Source organism: Streptomyces sp. NPDC017520 (assembly GCF_044329855.1).
GTDB lineage: Bacteria > Actinomycetota > Actinomycetes > Streptomycetales > Streptomycetaceae > Streptomyces.
The window spans coordinates 87,205-111,467 of the sequence record NZ_JBIRKB010000004.1; the positions used below are offsets into that span (position 1 = coordinate 87,205).

At 71.6% G+C, this 24,263-nt stretch carries 27 protein-coding genes; 18 read left to right on the forward strand and 9 right to left on the reverse strand.

Going from position 1 to position 24,263, the window contains the following annotated elements; genetic code table 11:
• The first annotated feature begins 123 nt into the window (after positions 1-123).
• Positions 124-624 carry a DUF5949 family protein gene (locus tag ACH4KB_RS11130; RefSeq protein WP_398065702.1) on the forward strand — a complete coding sequence of 167 codons (501 nt, stop codon included), beginning with the start codon at positions 124-126 and terminating at the stop codon, positions 622-624.
• A gap of 176 nt (positions 625-800) precedes the next feature.
• Here ACH4KB_RS11130 and ACH4KB_RS11135 read toward each other — a convergent pair whose 3' ends face one another.
• From ACH4KB_RS11135 to ACH4KB_RS11155, 5 genes are all read right to left on the reverse strand, one after another.
• Positions 801-1,208 (reverse strand): rodlin, encoded by a 408-nt coding sequence (locus ACH4KB_RS11135; protein ID WP_352240673.1) that lies wholly within the window; start codon positions 1,206-1,208, stop codon positions 801-803.
• A 133-nt stretch (positions 1,209-1,341) separates the two neighbouring features.
• Entirely contained in the window at positions 1,342-1,560 is a 219-nt protein-coding gene (locus ACH4KB_RS11140) for a hypothetical protein (RefSeq protein ID WP_398065703.1), read from the reverse strand.
• 188 nt (positions 1,561-1,748) lie between these two features.
• Complete coding sequence (locus ACH4KB_RS11145) at positions 1,749-2,159, reverse strand: rodlin (RefSeq protein WP_398065704.1); 411 nt, start codon at positions 2,157-2,159, stop codon at positions 1,749-1,751.
• A 69-nt stretch (positions 2,160-2,228) separates the two neighbouring features.
• On the reverse strand, positions 2,229-2,519 hold the full coding sequence (locus tag ACH4KB_RS11150) for a hypothetical protein (RefSeq protein ID WP_398065705.1): 291 nt from the start codon (positions 2,517-2,519) through the stop codon (positions 2,229-2,231).
• 379 nt (positions 2,520-2,898) lie between these two features.
• Positions 2,899-3,300, reverse strand: coding sequence for a rodlin (locus ACH4KB_RS11155; protein ID WP_398065706.1), 402 nt, complete (start codon positions 3,298-3,300; stop codon positions 2,899-2,901).
• Positions 3,301-3,845: 545 nt separating this feature from the next.
• Here ACH4KB_RS11155 and ACH4KB_RS11160 point away from each other — a divergent pair.
• Positions 3,846-4,556, forward strand: coding sequence for a chaplin family protein (locus ACH4KB_RS11160; protein ID WP_398065707.1), 711 nt, complete (start codon positions 3,846-3,848; stop codon positions 4,554-4,556).
• 104 nt (positions 4,557-4,660) lie between these two features.
• On the opposite strand, the gene ACH4KB_RS11165 is transcribed toward ACH4KB_RS11160, so the two are convergent.
• Positions 4,661-5,881, reverse strand: a complete 1,221-nt coding sequence (locus ACH4KB_RS11165; RefSeq protein WP_398065708.1) for an acetyl-CoA C-acetyltransferase — start codon at positions 5,879-5,881, stop codon at positions 4,661-4,663.
• Between the two features lie 128 nt (positions 5,882-6,009).
• The gene (locus ACH4KB_RS11170; RefSeq protein ID WP_398065709.1) at positions 6,010-6,942 is read right to left on the reverse strand and encodes a LysR substrate-binding domain-containing protein; all 933 of its coding nucleotides are present in this window, start codon (positions 6,940-6,942) and stop codon (positions 6,010-6,012) included.
• Positions 6,943-7,063: 121 nt separating this feature from the next.
• On the opposite strand from ACH4KB_RS11170, the gene ACH4KB_RS11175 reads away from it, so the two are divergent.
• The 4 genes from ACH4KB_RS11175 (at position 7,064) to ACH4KB_RS11190 (ending at position 10,870) form a co-directional block, all read left to right on the forward strand.
• Positions 7,064-8,005 (forward strand): CoA transferase subunit A, encoded by a 942-nt coding sequence (locus ACH4KB_RS11175; RefSeq protein WP_398065710.1) that lies wholly within the window; start codon positions 7,064-7,066, stop codon positions 8,003-8,005.
• Positions 8,002-8,787, forward strand: a complete 786-nt coding sequence (locus ACH4KB_RS11180) for a CoA-transferase subunit beta (protein WP_398065711.1) — start codon at positions 8,002-8,004, stop codon at positions 8,785-8,787. The genes ACH4KB_RS11175 and ACH4KB_RS11180 overlap by 4 nt, the downstream gene beginning before the upstream one ends.
• A gap of 63 nt (positions 8,788-8,850) precedes the next feature.
• Complete coding sequence (locus ACH4KB_RS11185) at positions 8,851-10,401, forward strand: 3-hydroxyacyl-CoA dehydrogenase NAD-binding domain-containing protein (protein ID WP_398065712.1); 1,551 nt, start codon at positions 8,851-8,853, stop codon at positions 10,399-10,401.
• A 64-nt stretch (positions 10,402-10,465) separates the two neighbouring features.
• Positions 10,466-10,870 (forward strand): VOC family protein, encoded by a 405-nt coding sequence (locus ACH4KB_RS11190; protein ID WP_398065713.1) that lies wholly within the window; start codon positions 10,466-10,468, stop codon positions 10,868-10,870.
• Here ACH4KB_RS11190 and ACH4KB_RS11195 read toward each other — a convergent pair.
• Together ACH4KB_RS11195 and ACH4KB_RS11200 are read right to left on the reverse strand one after the other, a co-directional pair.
• A complete protein-coding gene (locus tag ACH4KB_RS11195; protein ID WP_398065714.1) occupies positions 10,798-11,571 on the reverse strand; it encodes a DUF6597 domain-containing transcriptional factor in 774 nt (257 codons plus the stop codon). The genes ACH4KB_RS11190 and ACH4KB_RS11195 overlap by 73 nt on opposite strands.
• A gap of 114 nt (positions 11,572-11,685) precedes the next feature.
• A complete protein-coding gene (locus ACH4KB_RS11200; RefSeq protein WP_398066056.1) occupies positions 11,686-12,828 on the reverse strand; it encodes a YihY/virulence factor BrkB family protein in 1,143 nt (380 codons plus the stop codon).
• A gap of 528 nt (positions 12,829-13,356) precedes the next feature.
• On the opposite strand from ACH4KB_RS11200, the gene ACH4KB_RS11205 reads away from it, so the two are divergent.
• The 12 genes from ACH4KB_RS11205 to ACH4KB_RS11260 all read left to right on the forward strand — a co-directional run bounded on the left by ACH4KB_RS11205 (position 13,357) and on the right by ACH4KB_RS11260 (position 24,263).
• The gene (locus ACH4KB_RS11205) at positions 13,357-14,652 is read left to right on the forward strand and encodes a GAF domain-containing protein (RefSeq protein ID WP_398065715.1); all 1,296 of its coding nucleotides are present in this window, start codon (positions 13,357-13,359) and stop codon (positions 14,650-14,652) included.
• 81 nt (positions 14,653-14,733) lie between these two features.
• Positions 14,734-15,330, forward strand: a complete 597-nt coding sequence (locus tag ACH4KB_RS11210) for a GNAT family N-acetyltransferase (protein ID WP_398065716.1) — start codon at positions 14,734-14,736, stop codon at positions 15,328-15,330.
• 190 nt (positions 15,331-15,520) lie between these two features.
• Positions 15,521-15,604, forward strand: coding sequence for a putative leader peptide (locus ACH4KB_RS11215; protein WP_310738857.1), 84 nt, complete (start codon positions 15,521-15,523; stop codon positions 15,602-15,604).
• A gap of 115 nt (positions 15,605-15,719) precedes the next feature.
• On the forward strand, positions 15,720-17,417 hold the full coding sequence (locus ACH4KB_RS11220) for a nitrite/sulfite reductase (RefSeq protein ID WP_398065717.1): 1,698 nt from the start codon (positions 15,720-15,722) through the stop codon (positions 17,415-17,417).
• The gene (locus ACH4KB_RS11225; RefSeq protein ID WP_007449013.1) at positions 17,414-17,593 is read left to right on the forward strand and encodes a hypothetical protein; all 180 of its coding nucleotides are present in this window, start codon (positions 17,414-17,416) and stop codon (positions 17,591-17,593) included. Before ACH4KB_RS11220 ends, ACH4KB_RS11225 begins: the two co-directional genes overlap by 4 nt.
• Positions 17,590-18,306 carry a phosphoadenylyl-sulfate reductase gene (locus tag ACH4KB_RS11230; RefSeq protein ID WP_398065718.1) on the forward strand — a complete coding sequence of 239 codons (717 nt, stop codon included), beginning with the start codon at positions 17,590-17,592 and terminating at the stop codon, positions 18,304-18,306. Before ACH4KB_RS11225 ends, ACH4KB_RS11230 begins: the two co-directional genes overlap by 4 nt.
• Before the next feature lie 23 nt (positions 18,307-18,329).
• The gene (gene cysC, locus ACH4KB_RS11235) at positions 18,330-18,875 is read left to right on the forward strand and encodes an adenylyl-sulfate kinase (RefSeq protein ID WP_003965435.1); all 546 of its coding nucleotides are present in this window, start codon (positions 18,330-18,332) and stop codon (positions 18,873-18,875) included.
• Positions 18,872-19,807: a sulfate adenylyltransferase subunit CysD gene (gene cysD / locus ACH4KB_RS11240; RefSeq protein ID WP_398065719.1), complete on the forward strand. Its 936-nt coding sequence runs from the start codon at positions 18,872-18,874 to the stop codon at positions 19,805-19,807. The genes cysC and cysD overlap by 4 nt, the downstream gene beginning before the upstream one ends.
• Positions 19,808-19,809: 2 nt before the next feature.
• Positions 19,810-21,156: a sulfate adenylyltransferase subunit 1 gene (locus ACH4KB_RS11245; RefSeq protein ID WP_398065720.1), complete on the forward strand. Its 1,347-nt coding sequence runs from the start codon at positions 19,810-19,812 to the stop codon at positions 21,154-21,156.
• Positions 21,157-21,394: 238 nt separating this feature from the next.
• Entirely contained in the window at positions 21,395-22,510 is a 1,116-nt protein-coding gene (locus ACH4KB_RS11250; RefSeq protein ID WP_398065721.1) for an aliphatic sulfonate ABC transporter substrate-binding protein, read from the forward strand.
• A gap of 48 nt (positions 22,511-22,558) precedes the next feature.
• Entirely contained in the window at positions 22,559-23,350 is a 792-nt protein-coding gene (locus ACH4KB_RS11255; RefSeq protein ID WP_018956819.1) for an ABC transporter ATP-binding protein, read from the forward strand.
• Complete coding sequence (locus tag ACH4KB_RS11260; RefSeq protein ID WP_398065722.1) at positions 23,337-24,263, forward strand: ABC transporter permease; 927 nt, start codon at positions 23,337-23,339, stop codon at positions 24,261-24,263. Before ACH4KB_RS11255 ends, ACH4KB_RS11260 begins: the two co-directional genes overlap by 14 nt.

The window sequence follows — 24,263 nt, forward strand, 5'->3', positions numbered from 1 at the left end:
TTTTCCCCGCACCTCCGATGGAGGCGGCCGGACCGGGGTGTTCGCCGGAGTTGGGCACAGATCTCCCTCGATCGGGTGATACGCATGCATAGAGGCTGGTCCGGGGCCGTTAGGGTGCCGAGCATGACCACACCCCAGGCCTCCACCGGCACGTTCACCCAGGCCCAGTTGGGCACGCAGATCCTGATCGGCTGGAGCGGCCGGCAGCCCGACGCCGACCAGGACACCGCCTTCCTCCTCGCCTACTCGCTGGGCGACGGGCAGGACGGCCCGGAGGTCGGCCGCGAGGCCATGCGCGCCGCGCTGGAGCGCGCGGGCCTGCACGTCGGCGGCCCGATCCAGGACGCGGCCGAGAGCCCGGGCGTCCAGGCGAAGCTCCTCGTCCAGGCGGGGCGGGCCGTCCTGACACTGCCTCATCTCTCGGCGCAGTACCCCGCCCCGGCGGAGTGGCTGGCCGCCGCGCAGGCCCAGGGCCAGGTCTACGGGATGTTCGCCACCAGCCCATGGCCGGACGCCGTGCCCGGGCAGCCGGTCAGCGAGGACCGGCTGCGGGCCTTCGCCACCGACGTGGAGGTCGTCCGCAACGCCGCCCACTGCCTGCTCCCGGTCCGTTCCCTGGGCTGAGGAGCCGTCCGCCCACCGCCCCGAACACACGACGAGGCCCACCACCCCCCGTGGAGTGGTGGGCCTCACCCGTGCGGCGTGCGACCTGCGGCGGGGCCGTTGTCGCGAAACGAGGACGGGCGGCCCGGAGTGTGATCTCCGGACCGCCCGCACTCAACACCTCAGGCTGGGGTGCGTCAGTTGTTGCCGACGCCGTTGCCCGAGAGGACCGGGATGTCGTCCAGGATGTGCGACAGCGGCTCGTCGCCCTTGGCCTGGGTGGAGTTGTCGGTGCACTGCTGGTTCTGCGGGTTGGACAGGACGTTGATGTCCTGGACCGTGATCGGCACGATGCCGACGAGCGAACCGACGTTGACCTTGGCGGGCAGGCCGACGCAGAGCTTGTTCAGGGTGCCCTGGACGAGCTGGTTCTGCGGGCTCCAGTTGCCCTCCGTCTCGGCGTTGCCGATCTCCGACTCGGCACCGTTGCCGTTGACGGTGGTGGTGCCACCGTCGTTGCCGATCGCCATGGCCGTGGGAGCCGCGGCTGCGGACAGACCGAGCAGGGACACGGCCACTGCAGCGCCGGCCATCATCTTCTTCATCAACTTCACCTTTCGGAGCGTCCCGTTGTGGAACGTACTGATCAACTGCCCCCACCCCTGATCGGTTGCGCAGCACCACTCAAATGGGTTCGTTCCGGCGCAAGGTCGACGCCACTCCTCGATCCTCGGGGGCTCACCCTCCGGGTGCCCCGGGTCCGGAACCCTCGTCCGAGGTGCGGGCCGCCGGTACGATCCCGCCGCACGGGGGCGCCTGGTCCCGGTGCGGCTCCGCGAGGGGGTGGAGGCCTCCGGCCGCCTGCCACTCGGCGACGAGCCGGTCGTAGATCGGTGTGCCGCCCGTCGCGGGCCGCCGTTCTCCGCCCTGCGGGGTCTGACTGTCGTACGGATCCATACGGAGGCCCTACCCGGCCCGGCCGGGATCGTCAGCCGGTGCTACGGCATCCGGCCCAACCGGACAACCCGGTCGGCGGCGTCGGCACACGAGGAAGGGCCAGTCCGTCCGGTCCGGCGAAGCACGCTCGCCGTACGGATGGACTGGCCCCACGCGGGTCGGCCGGAGCGGACCCGGGCTACCCGGTCTCAGTTGTTGCCGGCGCCGTTGCCGGAGAGGATCGGGATATCGTTCAGCAGGTGCGACAGGGCCTCGTCACCCTTGGCCTGGGTGGAGTTCTCGGTGCACTGCTGGTTCTGCGGGGAGGACAGGACGTTGATGTCCTGGAGCGTGATCGGCACGATGCCGACGAGGGAGCCGAGGTTCGCCTTGGCCGGCAGGGCGATGCAGGGCTTGTTCAGCGAGCCCTGGATGAGCGCGAACTGCGGGCTCCAGTCACCGTGGGTCTCGGAGTTGCCGTACGCCTGCGAGGCGCCGTTGCCGTTGACCGTGGTGGTGCCGCCGTCGTTGGCGATGGCCATGGCGGGTGCGGCGGCAGCGGCGGAGACACCGACGACCGAGGCGGCGACGGCGGCCGAGGCCATGATCTTCTTGAACATGAAGGAGCCCTTCTGGGGAGTGATACGGATCGGTGAGAGAACTCAGTTGGAAAGGTCGTGCTGCGGCGGTCAGCCGCCGAGGGGAACCCCGCCCAGCAGCGGAGCGGCGCCCTCGACCGCCCCGGTTGCCTGGCCCGCCAGCTTGCCGACCGTGCCGTCCTTCGAGACCGTCTCGGCGGTCTCGGCGACCGTGCCCACCACCGGGTCCACGACCTGCGGGGCACTGGCCATCACCTGGTTGAGGCCGCTGTCGAGGCTGAAGTTGGGGGCCGTGGGCGTAGTAGCGGCGAAGGCGGGAGCGGCCGCGCCGAGGGCAGCCACGGAACCGGCAACAAGGGCGGCGGTCTTCGCGTACTTCACTTTTCTGGTTCCCTTCTGCGCGGCATCTGTTTCGGTCACGTTCCCGTGCCGCACACAAGCTTTCTTTACCTGTGACTTCTGCCGCTTTCTCCCTGATCAACGATCCGGTCGCAATCGGGAAACTGCGGGGCGACGATTTTCTCCGGCGCCTTCCGCGATTTCGGCCCGCCAAGCGCTGCGGCGTCACGATGAACGCCCGGGACGGGAACTGTTCGACGGGCGGATTCCCGGATGTCCGCCCGAATGCCGCGAATGCCCGTGGGACCGCGGCGGCGGACGTGGGCGAGGAAACCCGTGCGCGCACCCCGGAACGGCGACGGGCCCGAGCCGCCCGGTGGAGGAACTCCGGGGGCTCGGGCCCGAGTAGGGCGGCCGTGGATCAGTTGTTGCCGGCGCCGTTGCCGGAGAGGATCGGGATGTCCTCCAGGATGTGCGACAGGGCCTCGTCACCCTTGGCCTGGGTGGAGTTCTCGGTGCACTGCTGGTTCTGCGGGGAGGACAGGACGTTGATGTCCTGGACCGTGATCGGCACGATGCCGACGAGGGAGCCGAGGTTCGCCTTGGCCGGCAGAGCAATGCAGGGCTTGTTCAGCGAGCCCTGGATGAGCGCGAACTGCGGGCTCCAGTCACCGTGGGTCTCGGAGTTGCCGTACGCCTGCGAGGCGCCGTTGCCGTTGACCGTGGTGGTGCCGCCGTCGTTGGCGATGGCCATGGCCTGCGTCGTGCCGAGACCGAGGATGGAGGCGGCGACAGCGCCGGTAGCCAGAACCTTCTTGATCACGATTAACCCTTCTCGTACCGATCGCCCCGTAGCGGAGCCCCCTGGTCAACTCGCCGCCCGCCATTAGGTTCTGCTCATTCACCCGAATGCCGGACAGAGGGGGCCGCCCCTCATCCCCGTTCGTACGACCTCCTGTTCGTGAAGGAATTGCACGCACCCCTCCAACACTCCCCGTCCGAACGGGCGAACGAGGGCGAGCGACTCCGGGGCCCGTGGCCTCCACGGGAGAGGGCACGGCTCTGCCGTCAACACGTCTGACAACCCATGCAGGTGACGGCGAATCGTTTCTCCTCATTCGCGAAACGGGATGCTCAGGGTGAGACGACATCACCCGTTCAGGTGATTTCACATTTTCCACGCACATCCGAGTTTCCCACCTGAACCCAAGTCGTTATGGCAGTCGTCCAGCGCGCACGTCTTCATCACTTTCACCATGGCTTCGCCGCAGGATCGGGCTCTGCCGCGGCTCCCCCCGACGGCTGCCCGTCTCCGCGCGCGAAGCACCCACGCGAAGTCCTCGCGAATGTCCTAAGGAAGGGCAAGTAATGCGACAGGTCTTGAACAGAAGCATCATCGTCATGGCGGCCGCGTCCGGTCTTCTGGCCGCGGTCGGCGGCACCGCGCACGCCGACGCGTCGGCCGAGGGCGCGGCCGTCGGTTCGCCGGGGGTCGGTTCGGGCAACGCGGTGCAGGTGCCGGTCCATATCCCGGTCAACGTGTGCGGCAACACCGTCAATGTGATCGCTCTGCTGAACCCGGCCTTCGGCAACAAGTGCGTGAACGCCGACGGCCCGAAGCACAACCACCCGCCGGTGGACAAGCCGCCGGTGGACAAGCCTCCGGTCGACGAGCCCCCCGTCGACGAACCGCCGGTCGACGAACCGCCGGTCGATGAGCCGCCGGTGGACGAGCCGCCCGTCGATGAACCGCCGGTGGACGAACCCCCTGTCGATGAGCCGCCCGTCGACGAACCGCCGGTCGATGAGCCGCCGGTGGACGAGCCGCCCGTCGACGAACCGCCGGTGGACGAGCCCCCGGTGGATCAGCCGCCCGTCGACGAGCCGCCGACCGACACGCCCGGCACCGACACCCCCGGCTCGGGCACGCCCGGGTCCGGTACGCCCGGGTCCGATGTCGAGGGCGCGCACCTGGCCGACACCGGTGCCGCCGACCTGGGCCTGGCCGCCGGCGCGAGCGCCGCGCTGCTGCTCGGCGGTGCGGTGCTGATGCGCCGTACCCGCAACGCGCGGGACTGATCAGACCTCCTGCGGGAGAACGAGGTCCGGCCGGACAGCGGGGACTGTCCGGCCGGACCTTCCGTGTGCGCCGGGATCGTCGTTACTCAAAGGATTGTTGTCCTTCAGGCCGCGATGCGTTCGAAGACCGCGGCGAGGCCCTGGCCGCCGCCGATGCACATCGTCTCCAGTCCGTACCGGCCCTCGCGGCGGTGGAGTTCGCGAGTGAGGGTGGCGAGGATGCGGGCTCCGGTGGCGCCGACCGGGTGGCCCAGCGAGATGCCCGAGCCGTTGACGTTGATCCGCTCGTCGTGGTCCTTCTCGCCGAGGCCCAACTCCCGGGTGCAGGCCAGCACCTGGGCGGCGAACGCCTCGTTCAGCTCGATCAGGTCGAGATCGGCGAGGGTGAGGCCCGCCCGGTCGAGCGCGGTGCGGGTGGCGGCGACGGGGGCGATGCCCATCGTCGTGGCGGGCACCCCCGCGCGGGCGAAGGAGACGAGGCGGACGAGCGGGGTGAGGCCGAGGCGTTCGGCGGTCGCGGCGCTGGTGACCAGGCAGGCGGCGGCCGCGTCGTTCTGGCCGCTGGCGTTGCCCGCGGTGACCGTGGCGTCCGGGTCGGACTTCGCCATCACCGGTCGGAGGGAAGCGAGTTGTTCGGCGGTGGTGTCGGGGCGTGGGTGTTCGTCGGCGGTGACGACGTGTTCGCCCTTCCGGGTGCGCACGGTGACGGGGGCGGTCTCCGCGGCGTAGCGGCCCTCGGCCGCGGCGCGGGCGGCGCGCTGCTGGGAGCGCAGGGCCAGGGCGTCCTGGTCGGCCCGGCTGATCCCGTACTCCCGGCGCAGGTTCTCCGCCGTCTCGATCATGCCGCCGGGCACCGGGTGGTTGACGCCTCCGGCGGTGACGCGGCCCCGGGCGAGCGCGTCGTGGAGCTGGAGGCCGGGGCCCTTGATGCCCCAGCGTCCGTCGTGGGTGTAGTAGGGGGCGGCGCTCATCACGTCGACGCCGCCGGCGATCACCACATCGCTGAATCCGGCGCGGATCTGCATCGCCGCGTCCAGCACCGCCTGGAGTCCGGAGCCGCAGCGGCGGTCGATCTGGGAGCCGGTGACCGTGGTGGGCAGTCCGGCGTCCAGGGCGGCGACCCGGCCGATGGCGGGGGCCTCGCTGGTGGGGTAGGCGTGGCCGAGGATCACCTCGTCGACCAGGGTGGGGTCGATGCCGGTGCGGGCGACGATCTCCGCGATGACGTGTGCGGCCAGCGCGGCCGGGGTCTGCTGGGCGAAGACCCCGCCGAACCGGCCGATGGGGGTGCGCAGGGGTTCGCAGATGACGACGTCGAGCGGCACGACGGGGCCTTTCCTTCAGGGCGACCCAGGGCGACCCAGGGCGACCAGGGCGACGGGCGGGGCGCGGGTGGTGGGGTGACCTTCGCATCCGGCGACTGAGCGGGTCCAATACCGGATGTGCCCCCCTTTCAGAGTCCCGGCGTCTCAATCGGTCCTCCGCCCGGTCCGCGTACGGGGGTCGGCAGGGCGTCCCGGGCGACGGCGAGCACGGCGTGCAGGGCGGCGGAGGGGTTGTCGGCACGCCAGGCGAGGGCCGCCTGGCGGCGGATGGGCGGTCCGGTCAGGGGCCGGTAGGCCAGTCCGCTCTGCTGGATGTGACGTACGGAGGTGACCGTGAGGGTGACGCCGACCCCCGCGGCGACGAGCGCCATGATCGTGTACGAGTCGGGGGCCTCCTGGACGACGCGCGGGGTGAACCCGGCGCTCTCGCAGGCCTCGGTCATGGCGTCGCGCACGGTGGAGCCGGAGTTGGCGGGGAAGGAGACGAACGGTTCGTCCGCCAGCTCGCCGAGCGGCACCGCCGCGTGCCGGGCGAGCGGGTGGTCGAAGGGCAGGGCGCACAGCAGCTCCTCCTCGTCGATCACCCGGTGCTCCACTCCGGGCCGCGTCACCGGCAGCCGGACGAAGCCGAGGTCGAGGGAGCCGTCGGCGACCCGGTCCAGTGCGACGGTGGCGTATGTCTGACCGGTCATGACCAGTTCGAGGCCGGGGTGTGCGGCGCGCACGGCGCGGGTGAGGCGGGGCAGCGTCTCGTGGCTGGAGGCTCCGGCGAAGCCGATGGTCACCCGGCCGTACTCGCCCCGGCCCGCCGAGCGGGCGGCCCGGACGGCGGTGTCGAGGTCGTCGAGGACGGTCCGTACGGGGTCGAGGAAGGTCTCCCCCGCGCCGGTGAGCCGGACGGAGCGCGTGTTGCGGCGGAACAGCTGGACGCCGAGTTCCTTCTCCAGCTGCCGGATCTGCTGGCTCAGGGGCGGCTGTGCCATCTGGAGGCGTTTGGCGGCCCGGCCGAAGTGCAGCTCCTCGGCCACGGCGAGGAAGGCCTTCAGGTGGCGCAGTTCCATGGGGACACCCCTCGCTCCATTGATATGCCCCGGGTCTTGATCCGACCCTAATTCGGTATTGGACAGCCATCAATGGGTGCTGACACCGTGGGGCCCGCGCAGGCGGACGATGAGGAGGACCGTGGACCGGACGGACGGCAAGGTCATGTCGATGAGGGAGGCCGTCGCCGCCTTCGTCCGCGACGGGGACACCGTGAGCCTCGAAGGGTTCACTCACCTCATCCCGACCGCCGCCGGTCACGAGATCATCCGGCAGGGCCGCCGGAATCTCACGGTCGTCCGGATGACGGCGGACATCGTGGTGGACCAGATGCTGGCCGCCGGGTGCGTGACGGGTCTGGTCTCCTCCTTCGTGGGGAACTCGTCCGCCGGTTCGCTCGGGGAGCTGCGGCGGCGGATCGAGCACGCCGACCCGGGACCGCTGGCGTTCGAGGAGTACAGCCACTACGGGATGGTGTGCCGCTATCTCGCGGGGGCGCAGCGGCTGCCGTTCTACCCGCTGCGCTCGTACGGGGGCAGCGACCTGACGTCCGTCAATCCCGGCATCCGCAAGGTCGTCTCGCCCTACCCGGCGGCCGACGGGGGAGCCGAGCAGATCTACGTCGTACCGCCCGTCAATCCGGACGTGACGATCGTCCACGCGCAGCGCGCCGACCGCCGGGGCAACACCCAGGTCTGGGGGCTGACCGGCGTGCAGGCAGAGGCGGTGTACGCGGCGGAGAAGGCGGTCGTGGTGGTCGAGGAGCTGGTGGCGGACGAGGTGGTCCGCTCGGACCCGAACCGCACGCTGATTCCGGCCCACGCTGTCGACGCGGTGGTGGTCTGCCCGCGCGGGGCGCACCCCTCGTTCGCGCAGGGCTATTACGACCGGGACAACGCCTTCTACCGCTCCTGGTCCGCGATCAGCAAGGACCCGGCTCGGCTGCGGGAGTGGCTGGAGGAGTGGGTGTACGGCACCGCCGACCACGCGGAGTACGTGGCGAAGCTGGGCGAGGAGTTCTGGGCGGGGCTGGCGGTCGGCGAGGCGCTGAGCCAGCCGGTGGACTACGGGAGGCGGCTGTGAGCGAGCAGGAATCGAAAGCCACGCGGCCCGTCACCTCCTCGGAGTTGCTGTCGGTCGTCGCCTCGCGTGAACTGGCCGGACGCCGCGCGGTGTTCGCGGGGATCGGGCTGCCTACGCTGGCGGCCGAGCTGGCGCGGCTGACCGTCGCGCCGGGCATCGAGGTGGTGTACGAGTCCGGGGTCTGTGGGGCGCACCCTTCCCGGCTGCCGGAGACCATCGCGGACGCCGTCCTGATCACCGGGGCCGAAGCGGTGGTGTCGATGCCCACCCTGTTCGGCTCGGTGCTCCAGGGCGGGCACATCGACGTGGGTTTCCTGGGGGCCGCGCAGATCGACCGGTGGGGCAGCCTCAACACCTCGGTGATCGGGGACTGGGGCCGCCCGTCGGTGCGGCTGCCGGGTTCCGGTGGGGCGGTCGAGGTGATGGCGAACGCCCGGGAGGTCTTCGTGGTGATGCGCCGCCACACACCGCGTTCCTTCGCCGACGCCCTGGACTTCTGCACGACGCCGAGCCCGGACCGGGCGCTGGCGGACGGGATCCGCCCGCTGGGCGTCGGCGTCACCCGGGTCGTCACCGAGCTGGGCGTCCTCGCCAGGGAGGGGGTCGGCGACGAACTGCGGCTGGTCGCTGTCCATCCCGGGGTCACCGTCGAACAGGTGCGGGCCGCGACCGGGTGGGAGCTGAAGACGGCCGGCACGGTGGCGACGACGGCCCCGCCGACCGCCGCCGAGCTGCGGCTCCTGCGGGACGATGTCGACCCCGACCGCGTCTACCTCCGCTGACGAACCGTGTACGCCTCGGCGTGCACCGGCGTACTCACCTCCGTTGAAAGGGCTCCCACCGCCATGCGTATCAGGATCGTCGGAGCCGGGGCCATGGGCCGCGGCATCGCCCAGTGGGCGGCGAGCGCCGGTCACACCGTCGAGCTCGGGGACGTACGGCCCGAGGCGGTGACGGACGCCCTGGAGTTCGTGTCCTCGATGCTGGACCGGGCCGTCGCCAAGGGCCGGATGCCGGCCGCCGAGCGGGACGCGGCCGTGGCACGGCTGGTGCCGCTCGCCGAGCCGTGGGCGGCGGGGCCGGAGGTGGAGCTGGTGATCGAGGCGGTACGGGAGGACCCGGCGACCAAGGCCGAAATGTTCGGGAAGCTGGAGCGGGCGCTGCCCGCTTCCGCGGTCTTCGCGACCAACACCTCCTCCCTGTCGGTGACCCGGATCGCCGCGACGCTCCGGGATCCCTCGCGCCTGGCCGGGCTGCACTTCTTCAACCCGGTGCCGCTGATGAGGATCGTCGAGGTGGTGCCGGGCGCGGCCACCCGCCCGGAGATCCCGGCCCTGCTGACCGAGCTGGTGGAGGGTTGCGGGCACCGGGCGGTGACCGTCGCCGACACCCCCGGCTTCCTGGTCAACCACGCCGGGCGGGGGCTGGTGACCGAGGCGCTCGCGCTGCTGGAGGAGTCGGTGGCGGACCCGGCGGAGATCGACCGGATCGCCCGGGACGTGCTGGGGCTGCGGATGGGCCCCTTCGAGCTGATGGACCTGACCGGTCTCGACGTGACGGCCGCGGTGATCGACTCGATCTGGGAGGGCTTCCGGTACGAGGACCGGCTGCGCCCGTCGTTCCTGACCCCGAACCGGGTGGTGGCGGGGCTGCACGGCCGTAAGACGGGCCGGGGCTGGTACGCGTACGGCGAGGGGGCGTCCGGCCCCGCGCCGGAGAGGGCGGTCACCGGGGACGCGGGGCGCCCGGTGTTCCTGGTCCCGGGCGGGCGGCCGGAGACCGCCGCCTACGAGGAGGCCCTGGCCGGGTCCCTGGAGGCGGCGGGGGTCCGGGTCGAGCGGGGCGCGGGGCCGTCCGCGCGGGCCGTGGTGCTGGTGCCCGTCTGGGGGACGCCGGTGTCGGCGGCGGTCGCGGCGGGCGCGTGGCCCCGGGAGCGTACGTTCGGCGTGGAGGTACTGCCGTCGGCGGGGCGGCGGCGGGTCCTCGCGGTGACGGCGGCCGGCGACCCGGTGGCCGCCCGGGACGCGCGGGCGGTGCTGGCGCGGGCCGCCGAGGGCGACGATCCGTACGCGGTGTCGGTGGTGCGGGACACCGCGGGCACGGTCGCGCAGCGGCTGCTGTCCTCCGTCGTCGCGGTCGGCTGCTCGATCGCGGAGCGCTCGCTCGCCGCGCCCGGTGACATCGATCTGGCGGTGACCACGGGGCTCGGCTATCCGTACGGGCCGCTGGCCTGGGGCGAGCGGGTCGGGGCGGCGAGGCTGCTGGAGCTCCAGCGGTCGCTGCACGCGACGACGGGCGACCCGCGCCACCGGCCGACGCGATGGCTCACGGAGCGGGCCGCCCTGGGCCTGGCCGTGACCGACCCGGGGACCTCGCCGGCCGACTGCCTGGGGTGAGGGCCCGGCGCGGGCGACCGATTCGTACAAGACCGTCGGGGCGCCGCGTGCGTACGGTCGGGGCATGACTCCACGACTTGACGCGATCAGCATCATCACGGCGGACCTGGCGGCCTCGCTCGCCTTCTACCGCAGGCTCGGCCTCGACATCCCCGAAGGGGCCGAGTCCGCGCCGCATGTCGAAGTGACCCTGCCGGGCGGGCAGCGGCTGCTGTGGGACACCGAGGAGGTCATCGCCTCGTTCGATCCGGACTGGAAGCGCCCGGCGGGCGGTGAGCGGGTCGCCGTGGCCTTCGTCTGCGACAGCCCGCGGGAGGTGGACTCGGTGTACGCGGAGCTGGTCGACGCCGGGTACACCGGTCATCTGAAGCCCTGGGACGCGGTGTGGGGGCAGCGCTACGCGGTCGTCCTGGACCCGGACGGCTGCGGGGTGTCGCTGTTCGCTTCCGCGTCACCCGCCGAGAAGTAGGCCCCGAGCGTCGTCCCGGCGAGGGCGCGCATCTCGCGGGACAGGTGCGCCTGGTCGACGCAGCCCGCCGTGGAGGCCGCCTCGGCGTACGGCAGGCCCGCGCGGACGAGGTTCAGGGCGCGCTGGAGGCGGAGGATCCGGGCCAGGGTCTTGGGGCCGTAGCCGAAGGCGGCCAGGGAGCGGCGGTGCAGTTGGCGGGCCCCCAGGCCGACCTCGGCGGCCGTCGCGGCGACGGAGCCGCCGCGCCGCAGCCGGTCGGCGACGGCCGCCGTGAGCGGGTCCGGGGGGCCGGTCTCGGCGGCCAGGCCCAGGGCGTAGTCCTCCAGGGCGGCCGCGGGGTCGGCGGCCCGGTCGACCCGGTCGACGAGGCCGCTGACGGCGGCACGGGGCCAGAGGTCGGCGAGCTCGACCCGGTGGTCGCGCAGTTCGTCGGCCGGTACGCCGAGGAGGACGGGGGCGGTTCCGGGCGGGAAACGGATCGCGGCGCAGGCGGCGCGGTCGCGGGGGTCGACCCGGAAGGCATGGGTGTCGGGTCCGGCGACGACCAGGCGGCCGGCGGACCAGATCAGGTCCATGCAGCCGTCGGGAAGAACGGACCGGGCGGGACCCGTCGGTCCGGGCGGGACGTCCAGGGTCCAGACGACGGCCCCGGCCAGCCGGGACGGCCGTTCCTCGTAGCGCTGGTGTTCTTCCCGGGGCATGCCTCCACGCTAGGCCCTGTCGTCAAACTCCCGCCTGCCCCGCGGCGCCATGCACGCACTCCTGACCCCGCAGGGCCGCCCTTCGGGCGACGGCGGGAGTTTTGACGACAGGACCTAGCGCGCGGGCGGTTCCTCGGCGTCCCTCGGCCCGTGGGGCTCCTTGCTCTCCTTCGTGTCCCTGGGGTCCTTCTCCCAGGTCGCGTGCAGCCGGGACTTCACGTCGTCGGGCGGCAGGAAGCGGGACCAGCGCTCGGGGAACTCGGAGGGCATGTACGCGGGGCCGCCGTCGTCGTCATCGTCGTCGTCCGGGGCGGCGTAGGCGGTCGAGCGGGTACGGGCGACGAACTCGGCGGCCTGCGCGGCCCGGACGCGTTCGGTGGCCTCGCGGGCGGCGGCCGTGGCGAGCGAGGGCCACACCCGGTCGATGGCCGCGTTGACCGCCGCGCCGACCAGGACCGCGAAGGCGGAGATGCCGATCCACAGCAGGACGGCGATCGGCGCCGCCAAGGAGCCGTAGATGGTGGGGCCTTCGACCGTGTTGGTCAGGTAGATCCGGAGCAGGAAGCTGCCGAGGACCCACATGCCGAGCGCCATCAGGGCCCCGGGGACGTCCTCGATCCAGGGCGAACGCACCGGCACGGACACGTGGTAGAGCGTCGTGAGGAAGGCAACGCCCAGCAGGATCACGAGCGGCCAGTACAGAACGGCTATGACCTCGGTGCCCCACGGCACCAGCTCGACCACCCGGTCCGGGCCGACGACCAGCAGCGGCAGCACCACCGCACCGATCAGCAGGGCGACGACGTACAGCAGGAAGGCGAGCAGCCGGGTCTTGACGATGCCGCGGTGGCCGTCGAGTCCGTACATGACGGTGATGGTGTCGATGAAGACGTTCACCGCGCGGGAGCCGGACCACAGGGCGATGGCGAAGCCGATGGAGATGATGTCGGGGCGGGCCCCGGTCGTGACGTCGGCGAGCAGCGGTTTGGCGAAGTCGTTGACCCCGCGCTCGGACAGCACCGTCTGGGCGGCGGAGAGGATGTTGCGCTCGATGGAGGCGACGGTGGTGGTCGCGGTCCACTCGTCGACGTAACCGAGCAGTCCGATCATGCCGAGCAGCAGCGGAGGCAGCGAGAGCAGGGTGAAGAACGCCGCCTCGGCCGCGAGTCCCAGAATGCGGTACTCGATGCACGAGTTGACGATGTCCTTGAGCAAGTGCCACGCCATCCGTCGTTTGGAGACGTTGCGGTAGAGCACTCGCGCCCGGTGGAGCCGGCCCGGTGGCCGCTCGGGTGTTTCATCTGCTGCCTGCACGTCCTTACCGTATCGGCATGGCAGCCACCACCCGCACCGTGACCAATCAGGTTCCACCGCTGGTCGGCCATGACGTCCTCGCCGCGGACCGGGCCCTGTACGGGGCCGTTGGACGGCGGGGGCGCCTGGGGTCCTGTCCTTGGCGCCGGCGGCGCTCGGCGGGCGCCGGCGGCGCTCGGCGAGCTCGGCCGGGCCGCGGGCGCAGGGCGCGTATCCGCGCGCCGGGCAGCGGAGAAGGGCGGGGAAGCGACGGAGGGTGGTGCTGCGCCGACACGGCACCACCCTCCATGCTTCTGCGACACCGGGCGGCCGGGACAGGCCCGGCGCACAGTGTTCCTGCCACTCTCGTACGGAGCCGCAGGAACTGGCCAGAGTTGCAAAGGGTTGCAACCATTGTGTGGACTGATCGGCGGTCCGGCCAGGTGACCGGCAGGATGGGCCGGGCTGGGCAGCGTTCGGGGGGAACGGACCATGACGGAGACAGGTTCTGCGGGGGCGGGGCGGGTGACGGGCCAGGGGGCGGGCCGCCAGGCGACCCGGTCGCTCCACCGGGCGCGGGAGGCGCGGCTGGCGGGGGCCCGGTCCGAGGTCGCGCCCCGGGTGGAGATCGACGCCTCCTGGGACCGGGTGGTGCGCAGCGGCATCGACCCCGACCAGTCGCCGGAGAGCGAGCTGTTGCAGGCGGACGAGATCGAGCACCGGCGCCACAGCACGGCGCTCGGCGAGCTGATGCCGTTGCTGCGGGCGGGGCTGGCCTCGATAGCGGATGCCGCGCAGCAGATCCTGGTGGTGACCGACACCGAGGGCCGGGTGCTGTGGCGGCAGGGCCATACGGGGGTGCTGCGCCGGGCCCACGCCATCTGCCTGGAGGAAGGGGCGGACTGGGCCGAGGCGGCGACCGGGACGAACGCGATCGGGACGGCGCTGGCCGCCCGGGTCCCCGTCCAGGTCCACTCGGCCGAGCACTTCATCCGGGCTCTGCACGGCTGGACCTGTGCGGCGGCCCCGGTCCGGGATCCGCGCGACGGCCGGCTGATCGGGATCGTGGACATCAGCGGTCCGGCGTCCACGTTCCACCCGGCGACGCTGGCCCTGGTCGACTCGGTGGCCCGGCTCGCCGAGGGCGAGATCCGCACCCGTCACCTGGCGGAGATCGAACGGCTGCGCGCGGTGGCCGCGCCGATCCTGTGCCGGATCGGCGGGCGGGCGCTGGCGGTGGACGTGCACGGGCGGCTGGCGGCGGTGACCGGGATGGCTCCGGTGGACCGGCTGCCGCTGCCGAAGTCGCTGGGGCCGGGCCCGGTGTGGCTGCCCTCGCTCGGCATGTGCCGGGTGGAGCCGCTGCCGGGCGGCTGGCTGGTACAGGTGGACGACGGCGGCACGGAGGGGGCGCCGCGACGGGTGGTGCTGGACCTGAGCCGGCCCCGGTCGCTCGTCGTGCGGGTGACCGGACCGCTCGGGAGCCGCACCGAGCGGCTCTCGCCGCGTCACGCGGAGCTGTTGTACGCGCTGGCGGTGCACCGGCAGGGTCGGTCGGCCTCGGAGCTGGCGCGGGACATCTTCGGGGACGGGACCCGGACGGTGACGGTCCGGGCCGAGATCTCCCGGCTGCGGCGTCAGCTGGCGGAGGTGCTGGCCCACCGCCCGTACCGCTTCGGGGACGGGGTGGAGGTGGAGGTGATCCACCCGGAGGACCGCGCGGATCTGCTGCCGCACTCCAGGGCGCCCGTGGTGGCGGAGGCCCGCGGGGCGGCTCCGCCCGCCTGAGCGGGGCGGCCGTCGGGGGCGTGGCCTCCCGGGCGGGGGCCGCCGTGCGGGGGTGGGCGGCGGCATGGTTCTCTGGCCGTCATGAGCGATACCCCGCAGCCCGCAGCCCCGACCACCGAGGTGACCGTCTGGTCGCTGGAGCAGACCTCGCCCGACGATCTCCGGCCCGCCGCCGTACCGGAGGGCGATCTGCGGATCGTCCGGTCCGAGGTGGTGCTGCCGGAGTTCAGCCGGTTCCTCTACTCCGCCGTGGGCGGCGACATCCACTGGACCGACCGGCTGGGCATGACGTACGCCCAGTGGCAGGAGGCTCTGGAGCGGCCGGGGGCGGAGACCTGGGTGGCGTACGAGAACGGGACGCCGGCCGGGTACGTCGAGCTGGACCCGCAGGACGACGGCGTGGTCGAGATCATGTACTTCGGGCTGATCCCGGCGTTCCGGGGGCGGCGGATCGGCGGCCACCTCCTCGGTTACGGGGTGGCGCGCGCCTGGGACCTGGCGGAGCGCTGGCCGGAGCGGCCGGCGACGAAGCGGGTGTGGCTGCACACCTGCTCGAAGGACGGCCCGCACGCGATGGACAACTATCTCCGGCGCGGCTTCCGGCTCTTCGACACGAAGACCGAGGTGGAGCCGGACGTGGCGACGCCGGGTCCTTGGCCCGGGGCGTACTCCTCCTGATCACCCGTGACCTCTGAGGGCGGTGGAGCGGTGGCTCCACCGCCCTCAGGGCTGCCAGATGGGCGTTTTGCCGCCATTGTCCGTGCCGCAATCCGTGACCAGCGCCACATCGTCCCATCTTTCGAGACCCAGCCGTCCACATAGCGGATAGTGGTGGACTGCCCCGAGATGCGCGTGACACGCTTCCGCCATGCCTGGAACTGGAATTGCCTTGGTGAGTCGACGCCACGTCGACCTCTGCCGCATGTCCAGCGCCATCTGTCCGGCGAGCTGAGAGTCCCAGCACCGCCGCCCCCTCTTTCTCTCTGAACCGCCCTGCGCACCGCCGCGCCTCAGCGCGAGTGTGCCGCTCAGAGCCGCCCTCCCGCAGTCCCGAAGGACGTATTGTCATGGCCGCTACCCCGGAACAGCCTGCGACCACCACGCCCCGCCGCAAGGCCGGACGCCACCGCGGCGAGGGCCAGTGGGCCGTGGGCCACCACACCCCCCTGAACGGGAACGAGCAGTTCAAGAAGGACGACGACGGTCTCAACGTACGGACACGTATTGAGACGATCTACTCCAAGCGCGGCTTCGACTCCATCGACCCGAACGACCTGCGCGGACGCATGCGCTGGTGGGGCCTGTACACCCAGCGCAAGCCGGGCATCGACGGCGGCAAGACGGCCGTGCTGGAGCCGGAGGAGCTGGACGACGAGTTCTTCATGCTGCGCGTCCGCATCGACGGCGGCCGGCTGACCACGCGGCAGCTGCGGGTGATCGGGGAGATCTCCCAGGAGTTCGCGCGGGGCACCGCCGACCTCACCGACCGGCAGAACGTGCAGTACCACTGGATCCGCATCGAGGACGTGCCGGAGATCTGGCGGCGGCTCGAAGAGGTGGGCCTGTCCACCACCGAGGCCTGCGGTGACACGCCCCGCACGATCCTCGGCTCGCCCGTCGCGGGCGTCGCGGAGAACGAGATCATCGACGGCACGCCCGCCATCGACGAGATCCAGCGGCGGTTCATCGGCAACCCCGACTTCTCCAACCTGCCCCGTAAGTTCAAGACGGCCATCTCCGGCTCCCCGCACCTGGACGTGGCGCACGAGATCAACGACATCGCCTTCGTCGGCGTGGACCACCCGGAGCACGGTCCCGGCTTCGACCTCTGGGTCGGCGGCGGCCTCTCCACCAACCCGAAGCTCGGGGTGCGGCTCGGCGCCTGGGTGCCGCTGGAGGAGGTGCCCGACGTGTACGGCGGGGTCATCTCGATCTTCCGCGACTACGGCTACCGGCGGCTGCGCACCCGCGCCCGCCTGAAGTTCCTGGTCGCGGACTGGGGCCCGGAGAAGTTCCGCCAGGTCCTCCAGGACGAGTACCTGAAGCGTGAGCTGACCGACGGCCCCGCGCCCGAGGAGCCCGCCCAGACCTGGCGCGACCACCTCGGGGTGCACCGGCAGAAGGACGGCCGTTTCTACGTCGGCTTCGCCGCGCGGGTCGGCCGGATCGACGGATCCACGCTCACCAAGATCGCCGAGCTGGCCGACGCGCACGGCTCAGGCCGGGTGCGGACCACCGCCGAGCAGAAGATGATCGTGCTCGACGTGGCCGAGGAGCAGGTGGAGTCCCTGGTCTCGGGGCTGGAGGCGCTCGACCTCAAGGTCACCCCGTCCCCGTTCCGGCGCGGCACGATGGCCTGCACCGGCATCGAGTTCTGCAAGCTGGCGATCGTCGAGACGAAGGCGCGCGGCGCCGCCCTCATCGACGAACTGGAGCGCCGCATCCCGGAGTTCGACCACCCGATCACCATCAACATCAACGGCTGCCCGAACGCGTGCGCCCGCATCCAGGTCGCGGACATCGGTCTCAAGGGCCAGTTGATGCTGGACGAGAGCGGCAACCAGGTCGAGGGTTACCAGGTGCACCTCGGCGGGGCGCTCGGCCTGGAGGCCGGGTTCGGCCGCAAGGTCCGTGGCCTGAAGGTCACTTCGGCCGAACTGCCCGACTACGTCGAGCGGGTGCTCAGCCGTTTCCAGGAGGAGCGCGAGGACGGCGAGCGCTTCGCGACCTGGGCGGCGCGCGCCAGTGCGGAGTCGCTGTCATGAGCGAACGAGCCGCCCCGTTCTACTGCCCGTACTGCGGCGACGAGGACCTGCGCCCCAACGAGACCGGTCACGGCGCCTGGGAATGTGCTTCCTGCAACCGTGCGTTCCAGCTGAAGTTCCTGGGTCTGCTGACCCGGGGCGTTCAGCGCAACGACGGTGAAGGGGACCGGATATGACGGACACTCTGCTGAGCAGCGAGCTGACGGACAGCGAGCTTCAGGAGCTGGCCGAGCGGGCCGGGCGGGAGCTGGAGGACGCCTCAGCCACCGAAATCCTGAAGTGGGCGACCGACACCTTCGGGCCGCGCTTCTGCGTCACCTCCTCGATGGAGGACGCCGTGGTCGCGCATCTGGCGTCGCGGGTGATGCCGGGCGTGGACGTGGTCTTCCTGGACACCGGCTACCACTTCCCGGAGACCATCGGGACCCGGGACGCGGTGGACGCGGTGATGGACGTCAACGTCATCACGCTCACCCCCACGCGGACCGTGGCCGAGCAGGACGCCGAGCACGGCGAGAGGCTGCACGACCGTGACCCCGACCTGTGCTGCGCGCTGCGCAAGGTCAAGCCGTTGGAGGACGGCCTGACCGCGTACGCCGCATGGGCGACGGGCCTGCGCCGCGACGAGTCACCGACCCGGGCGAACACCCCGGTCGTCGGCTGGGACGCCAAGCGCCGCAAGGTGAAGGTCTCCCCCATCGCCCGCTGGACCCAGGACGACGTGGACGCCTATGTCGCCGAGCACGGGGTGCTCACCAACCCGCTGCTGATGGACGGATACGCCTCCGTCGGCTGCGCGCCCTGCACCCGCCGGGTGCTGGAGGGCGAGGACGCACGGGCCGGCCGCTGGGCCGGACGGGGCAAGACCGAATGCGGGCTGCACGGCTGATGACGACTGATCAGGAGAGTTCGATGAGCGTGACGGAGACGGGAGCCACGATCTGGCTGACCGGTCTGCCGAGCGCGGGCAAGACCACCATCGCGTACGAGCTGGCGGGCCGGCTACGGACCGAGGGACACCGGGTGGAGGTGCTCGACGGCGACGAGATCCGCGAGTTCCTCTCCGCGGGCCTCGGCTTCTCCCGCGAGGACCGGCACACGAACGTGGCCCGGATCGGCTTCGTCGCCGAACTGCTCGCCGCCAACGGCGTGAAGGTGCTGGTCCCCGTCATCGCCCCGTTCGCCGACAGCCGCGAGGCCGTCCGCAAGCGGCACGCCGCCGAGTCCACCACCTATCTGGAGGTGCACGTCGCGACCCCCGTCGAGGTGTGCTCCGTACGCGATGTGAAGGGGCTGTACGCCAAACAGGCGGCCGGCGAGATCAGCGGTCTCACCGGGGTCGACGACCCCTACGAGGCGCCCGAATCGCCCGACCTGCGGATCGAGTCGCACCAGCAGACCGTGCAGGAGTCCGCAGCGGCGCTCCACGCGCTGCTCACCGAGAGGGGCCTGGCGTGAGGACCGTCGCCACCGTGCCGGAAGGCACCGTCAACCCGTACGCGCTCAGCCACCTGGACTCCCTGGAGTCGGAGGCGGTCCACATCTTCCGTGAGGTGGCGGGAGAGTTCGAGCGGCCGGTGATCCTCTTCTCCGGCGGCAAGGACTCCATCGTGATGCTGCACCTGGCGCTCAAGGCGTTCGCGCCCGCGCCGGTGCCGTTCACCCTGCTGCACGTGGACACCGGGCACAACTTCCCCGAGGTCCTGGAGTACCGCGACCGTACGGTGAAGAAGCACGGGCTGCGGCTGCACGTCGCCTCCGTGCAGGAGTACATCGACGCCGGGAAGCTCCGCGAGCGCCCCGACGGCACCCGCAACCCGCTCCAGACGGTCCCGCTCACCGAGGCGATTCAGCAGCACCGCTTCGACGCGGTGTTCGGCGGCGGGCGGCGCGACGAGGAGAAGGCGCGCGCCAAGGAGCGGGTCTTCTCGCTGCGCGACGAGTTCTCCCAGTGGGACCCGCGCCGGCAGCGGCCCGAGCTGTGGCAGCTCTACAACGGCCGGCACGCCCCGGGCGAACACGTGCGGGTCTTCCCGATCTCCAACTGGACCGAGCTGGACGTCTGGCAGTACATCGAGCGCGAGGGGATCGAGCTCCCGGAGATCTACTTCGCCCATGAGCGCGAGGTCTTCAACCGCAACGGCATGTGGCTGACCGCCGGGCACTGGGGCGGTCCCAAGGAGCACGAGTCCACCGAGACCCGTCTGGTGCGCTACCGCACGGTCGGCGACATGTCCTGCACCGGCGCCGTCGACTCCGACGCCACCACGCTGGACGCCGTGATCACCGAGATCGCCGCCTCCCGGCTCACCGAGCGGGGCGCGACCCGCGCCGACGACAAGATGTCCGAGGCCGCGATGGAAGACCGCAAGCGCGAGGGGTACTTCTAACCATGACCACCCAACTCCAGTCCGCCGAGCAGCTGTCGGCCACCACCCTGCTGCGCTTCGCCACGGCCGGGTCGGTCGACGACGGCAAGTCCACCCTCGTGGGACGCCTGCTGCACGACTCCAAGTCGGTCCTCACCGACCAGTTGGAGGCCGTCGAGCAGGCCTCCCTGAAGCGGGGTCAGGAAGCGCCGGACCTGGCGCTGCTGACCGACGGGCTGCGGGCCGAGCGCGAGCAGGGCATCACCATCGACGTCGCCTACCGCTACTTCGCCACCGCCCGCCGCCGGTTCATCCTCGCCGACACCCCGGGCCATGTGCAGTACACCCGCAACATGGTGACCGGCGCCTCCACGGCGGAGCTGGCCGTGGTCCTGGTCGACGCCCGCAACGGCGTCGTCGAGCAGACCCGCCGGCACGCCGCCGTCGCCGCGCTGCTGCGCGTCCCGCACGTGGTGCTGGCGGTCAACAAAATGGACCTGGTCGACTACGCGGAGCCCGTGTTCGCCGCCATAGCCGAGGAGTTCACCGCGTACGCCGCGTCGCTCGGCGTCCCGGAGATCACCGCGATCCCGATCTCGGCCCTGGCCGGGGACAACGTGGTGGAGCCGTCCGCGCACATGGACTGGTACGGCGGGCCGACCGTCCTGGAGCACCTGGAGACGGTGCCGGTCAGCCACGACCTCACCGCCTGCCACGCGCGCCTCCCGGTGCAGTACGTGATCCGCCCGCAGAGCGCCGAGCACCCCGACTACCGGGGGTACGCCGGCCAGATCGCGGCCGGGGTGTTCCGGGTCGGCGAGACCGTCGCCGTGCTCCCCTCGGGGCGCACCACCACGATCACGGGCATCGACGCGCTCGGGGAGAGCGTCGACATCGCCTGGGCCCCGCAGTCGGTGACGCTCCGGCTGGCCGACGACATCGACATCTCGCGCGGCGACCTGATCGCCCCCGCCGACGACGCCCCGCCGGTCACCCAGGACGTCGAGGCGACCGTCTGCCACGTCGCCGACCAGCCGCTCTCGGTGGGCCAGCGGGTGCTGCTCAAGCACACCACCCGCACGGTCAAGGCGATCGTCAAGGACATCCCCTCCCGGCTCACCCTGGACGACCTCTCCCAGCACCCGGCGCCCGGCCGGCTGGTCGCCAACGACATCGGGCGGGTCGTCGTGCGCACCGCCGAGCCGCTCGCCCTCGACACGTACGAGGACTCCCGGCGAACCGGCTCGTTCCTGCTGATCGACCCGGCGGACGGGACGACGCTGAGCGCCGGCATGGCGGGCGCGGCGTTCGCCGCGGTCGCCGAAGCCGCCGCCCCGGCCGCCGACGACGGCGCCGAGTGGGACTTCTGATGGCCACCGACTTCTTCTCCACCTTCGCGAAGGAGGGCGGCCGGGTCGGCAGCGGCGCCCTCGGGAGCGGTAAGGGCGGGGTCGGGCGATGTGCGTGATGACGTACGCGCACCGCTCGCGCGCCCTTCCGCACCACCCGCACCGTCCGTACCGCCGAAGACCTGCCGACCTCCCGGCCACGCCCCCCTGACCCAGACAGCGGGACGTGAGCGCCGGGCCAACGAGAGGAAAGCCTCCCGTGCCTGCCCCCCGTTCCACCGTTCGCCGCTCCATCGCCGCCGTCGCGGCGCTGCCGCTGCTCGCCCTGGCGGCCACCGCCTGCGGCTACGGCTCCCAGGCCGAGGACGACGACGCCGGGAAGGTGAACGTCTCCGCCCAGGGGAAGAAGCTCTCCTCCGACACCGTGAAGATCGGCTACTTCCCGAACCTCACGCACGCCACCGCCCTGGTCGGTATCCAGGAAGGCACCTTCCAGAAGGAACTGGGCGGCACCCAAGTCGAGTCCACGACCTTCAACGCGGGCCCCTCCGAGATCGAGGCGCTGAACGCCGGGTCCATCGACATCGGCTTCATCGGCCCCTCCCCCTCCATCAACGGCTTCAGCAAGTCCCGGGGCAAGGGGCTGCGGATCATCTCCGGTTCGGCCTCCGGCGGGGTGAAGCTCGTCGTGAACCCGGACAGGATCAAGACCCTGGACGACCTCAGGGGCAAGAAGATCGCCACCCCGCAGCTCGGCAACACCCAGGACGTGGCCTTCCTCAACTGGATCTCCGAGAAGGGCTGGCAGGTCGACGCCCAGAGCGGCAAGGGCGACGTCTCCGTGGTCCGCTCGGACAACAAGGTGACGCCCGACGCCTACAGGTCCGGCGACCTGGACGGCGCCTGGGTGCCCGAGCCGACCGCGTCCAAGCTGGTCTCCGAGGGCGCGAAGGTGCTCCTCGACGAGAAGGACCTGTGGCCGGACAGGAAGTTCGTGATCACGAACATCATCGTGTCGCAGAAGTTCCTCGACGAGCACCCGGACGTGGTCGAGGCGGTGCTGAGGGGTTCGGTCGCCACCAACAAGTGGATCAACGCCAACCCCGACGAGGCCAAGGCGTCCGCCAACAAGGCGCTGGAGAACCTGAGCGGCAAGCCGCTGCCCGAGGAGATCCTCGACCCGGCGTGGGAGTCGATCGAGATCACCGACGACCCGCTGGCCGCCACGCTCAAGACGCAGGCCGGGCACTCGGTCAAGTCCGGTCTGCTCAAGGAGCCCGACCTCCGGGGCATCTACGACCTGGGCCCGCTGAACAAGATCTTCAAGGCCGAGGGCCGGCCCGAGGTCGCCGACGCCGGTCTCGGCGTCAAGTAACCCCGCCCATCCGTACCAGGACGTAAGGATCCCCAGGAGGTGACGACCATGGCGACCACCACCCTCACCAAGGCCGAGGACCGTACGACGGTCGAGCACGCCGCCCGTCTCGCGCACGTCTCGAAGTCCTTCGCCGGACCCACCGGTCAGCAGCTCGTCCTGGACGACATCACGCTCGATGTCGCTCCGGGCGAGTTCGTCACCCTCCTGGGAGCCTCCGGGTGCGGAAAGTCGACGCTGCTCAATCTGGTGGCCGGACTCGACCGCCCGTCCAAGGGGTCCATCGAGACCCCCGGCGGGCGGCCGGCCCTGATGTTCCAGGAGCACGCCCTCTTCCCCTGGCTGACCGCGGGCAAGAACATCGAACTGGCCCTGCGGCTGCGCGGGGTGCCCAAGTCCGAGCGGCGCACCGAGGCGGAACGGCTGCTCGAACTCGTCCGTCTCGGCGGGGCGTACGGCAAGCGGGTGCACGAGCTGTCCGGTGGTATGCGGCAGCGCGTCGCGATGGCCCGCGCCCTCGCCCAGGACAGTCAACTGCTGCTGATGGACGAGCCGTTCGCCGCGCTCGACGCCATCACCCGCGATGTGCTGCACGACGAGCTGACCCGGATCTGGCGGGAGACGAACGCCTCGGTCCTCTTCGTCACGCACAACGTGCGCGAGGCCGTGCGGCTCGCCCAGCGCGTCGTGCTGCTCTCGTCCCGGCCGGGCCGGATCGCCCGGGAGTGGACGGTCGACATCGAGCAGCCGCGCCGTATCGAGGACACCGCCGTGGCGGAGCTGTCCGTCGAGATCACCGAAGAACTGCGTGGGGAGATCCGCCGACATGGCCAGCACTGACATCACGTCGAGCCGGAAGCGGCCGGACGGGGCGGCCGGACCGGGCGGCGCCAGGCCCGACGACCTGGCGGGCCTGGAGGCCGGGCTCGACGCCCTGGACGCGGTGCAGATCAACCGCACCCCGGTGCGCGAGGTCCTGCTGCGCAAGGTGCTGCCGCCGGTCGTGGCGGTGGCGCTCGTCCTGGTGGTCTGGGAACTGCTGGTCCGCGCCCAGGTCACGGAGGTCTACAAGCTGCCGCCGCCGTCCGCCGTATGGGACAGCGCACGGGAGATGTGGCTCAAGGGCACGCTGCTGGACGTCGTCTGGACCAGCGTCTCGCGCGGTCTGCTCGGCTTCCTGCTCGCGGTCGCCCTCGGTACGCCGCTGGGGCTGCTGGTCGCCCGGGTGAAGCTGATCCGGGCCGCGATCGGCCCGATCCTGTCCGGGCTCCAGTCGCTGCCGTCGGTGGCGTGGGTGGCCCCGGCGGTGATCTGGCTCGGGCTGAACGACCAGATGATGTTCGCGGTGATCCTGCTGGGCGCGGTGCCCTCGATCGCCAACGGGCTGGTCTCCGGCGTCGACCAGGTGCCGCCGCTGTTCCTCCGGGCCGGCCGCACGCTGGGCGCGACCGGGCTGCGCGGGACCTGGCACATCGTGCTCCCGGCGGCGCTGCCCGGCTATCTGGCGGGCCTCAAGCAGGGCTGGGCGTTCTCCTGGCGCTCGCTGATGGCCGCCGAGATCATCGCCTCCTCCCCCGAACTGGGGCTGGGGTTGGGGCAGTTGCTGGAGAACGGCCGGAGCAACTTCGACATGCCCGGGATCTTCCTCTCGATCCTGCTCATCCTGTTCGTCGGCATCGCCATCGACCTGCTCATCTTCAGTCCGCTGGAGCGGTGGGTACTGCGCAGCCGCGGTCTCCTCGTCAAGAACTGA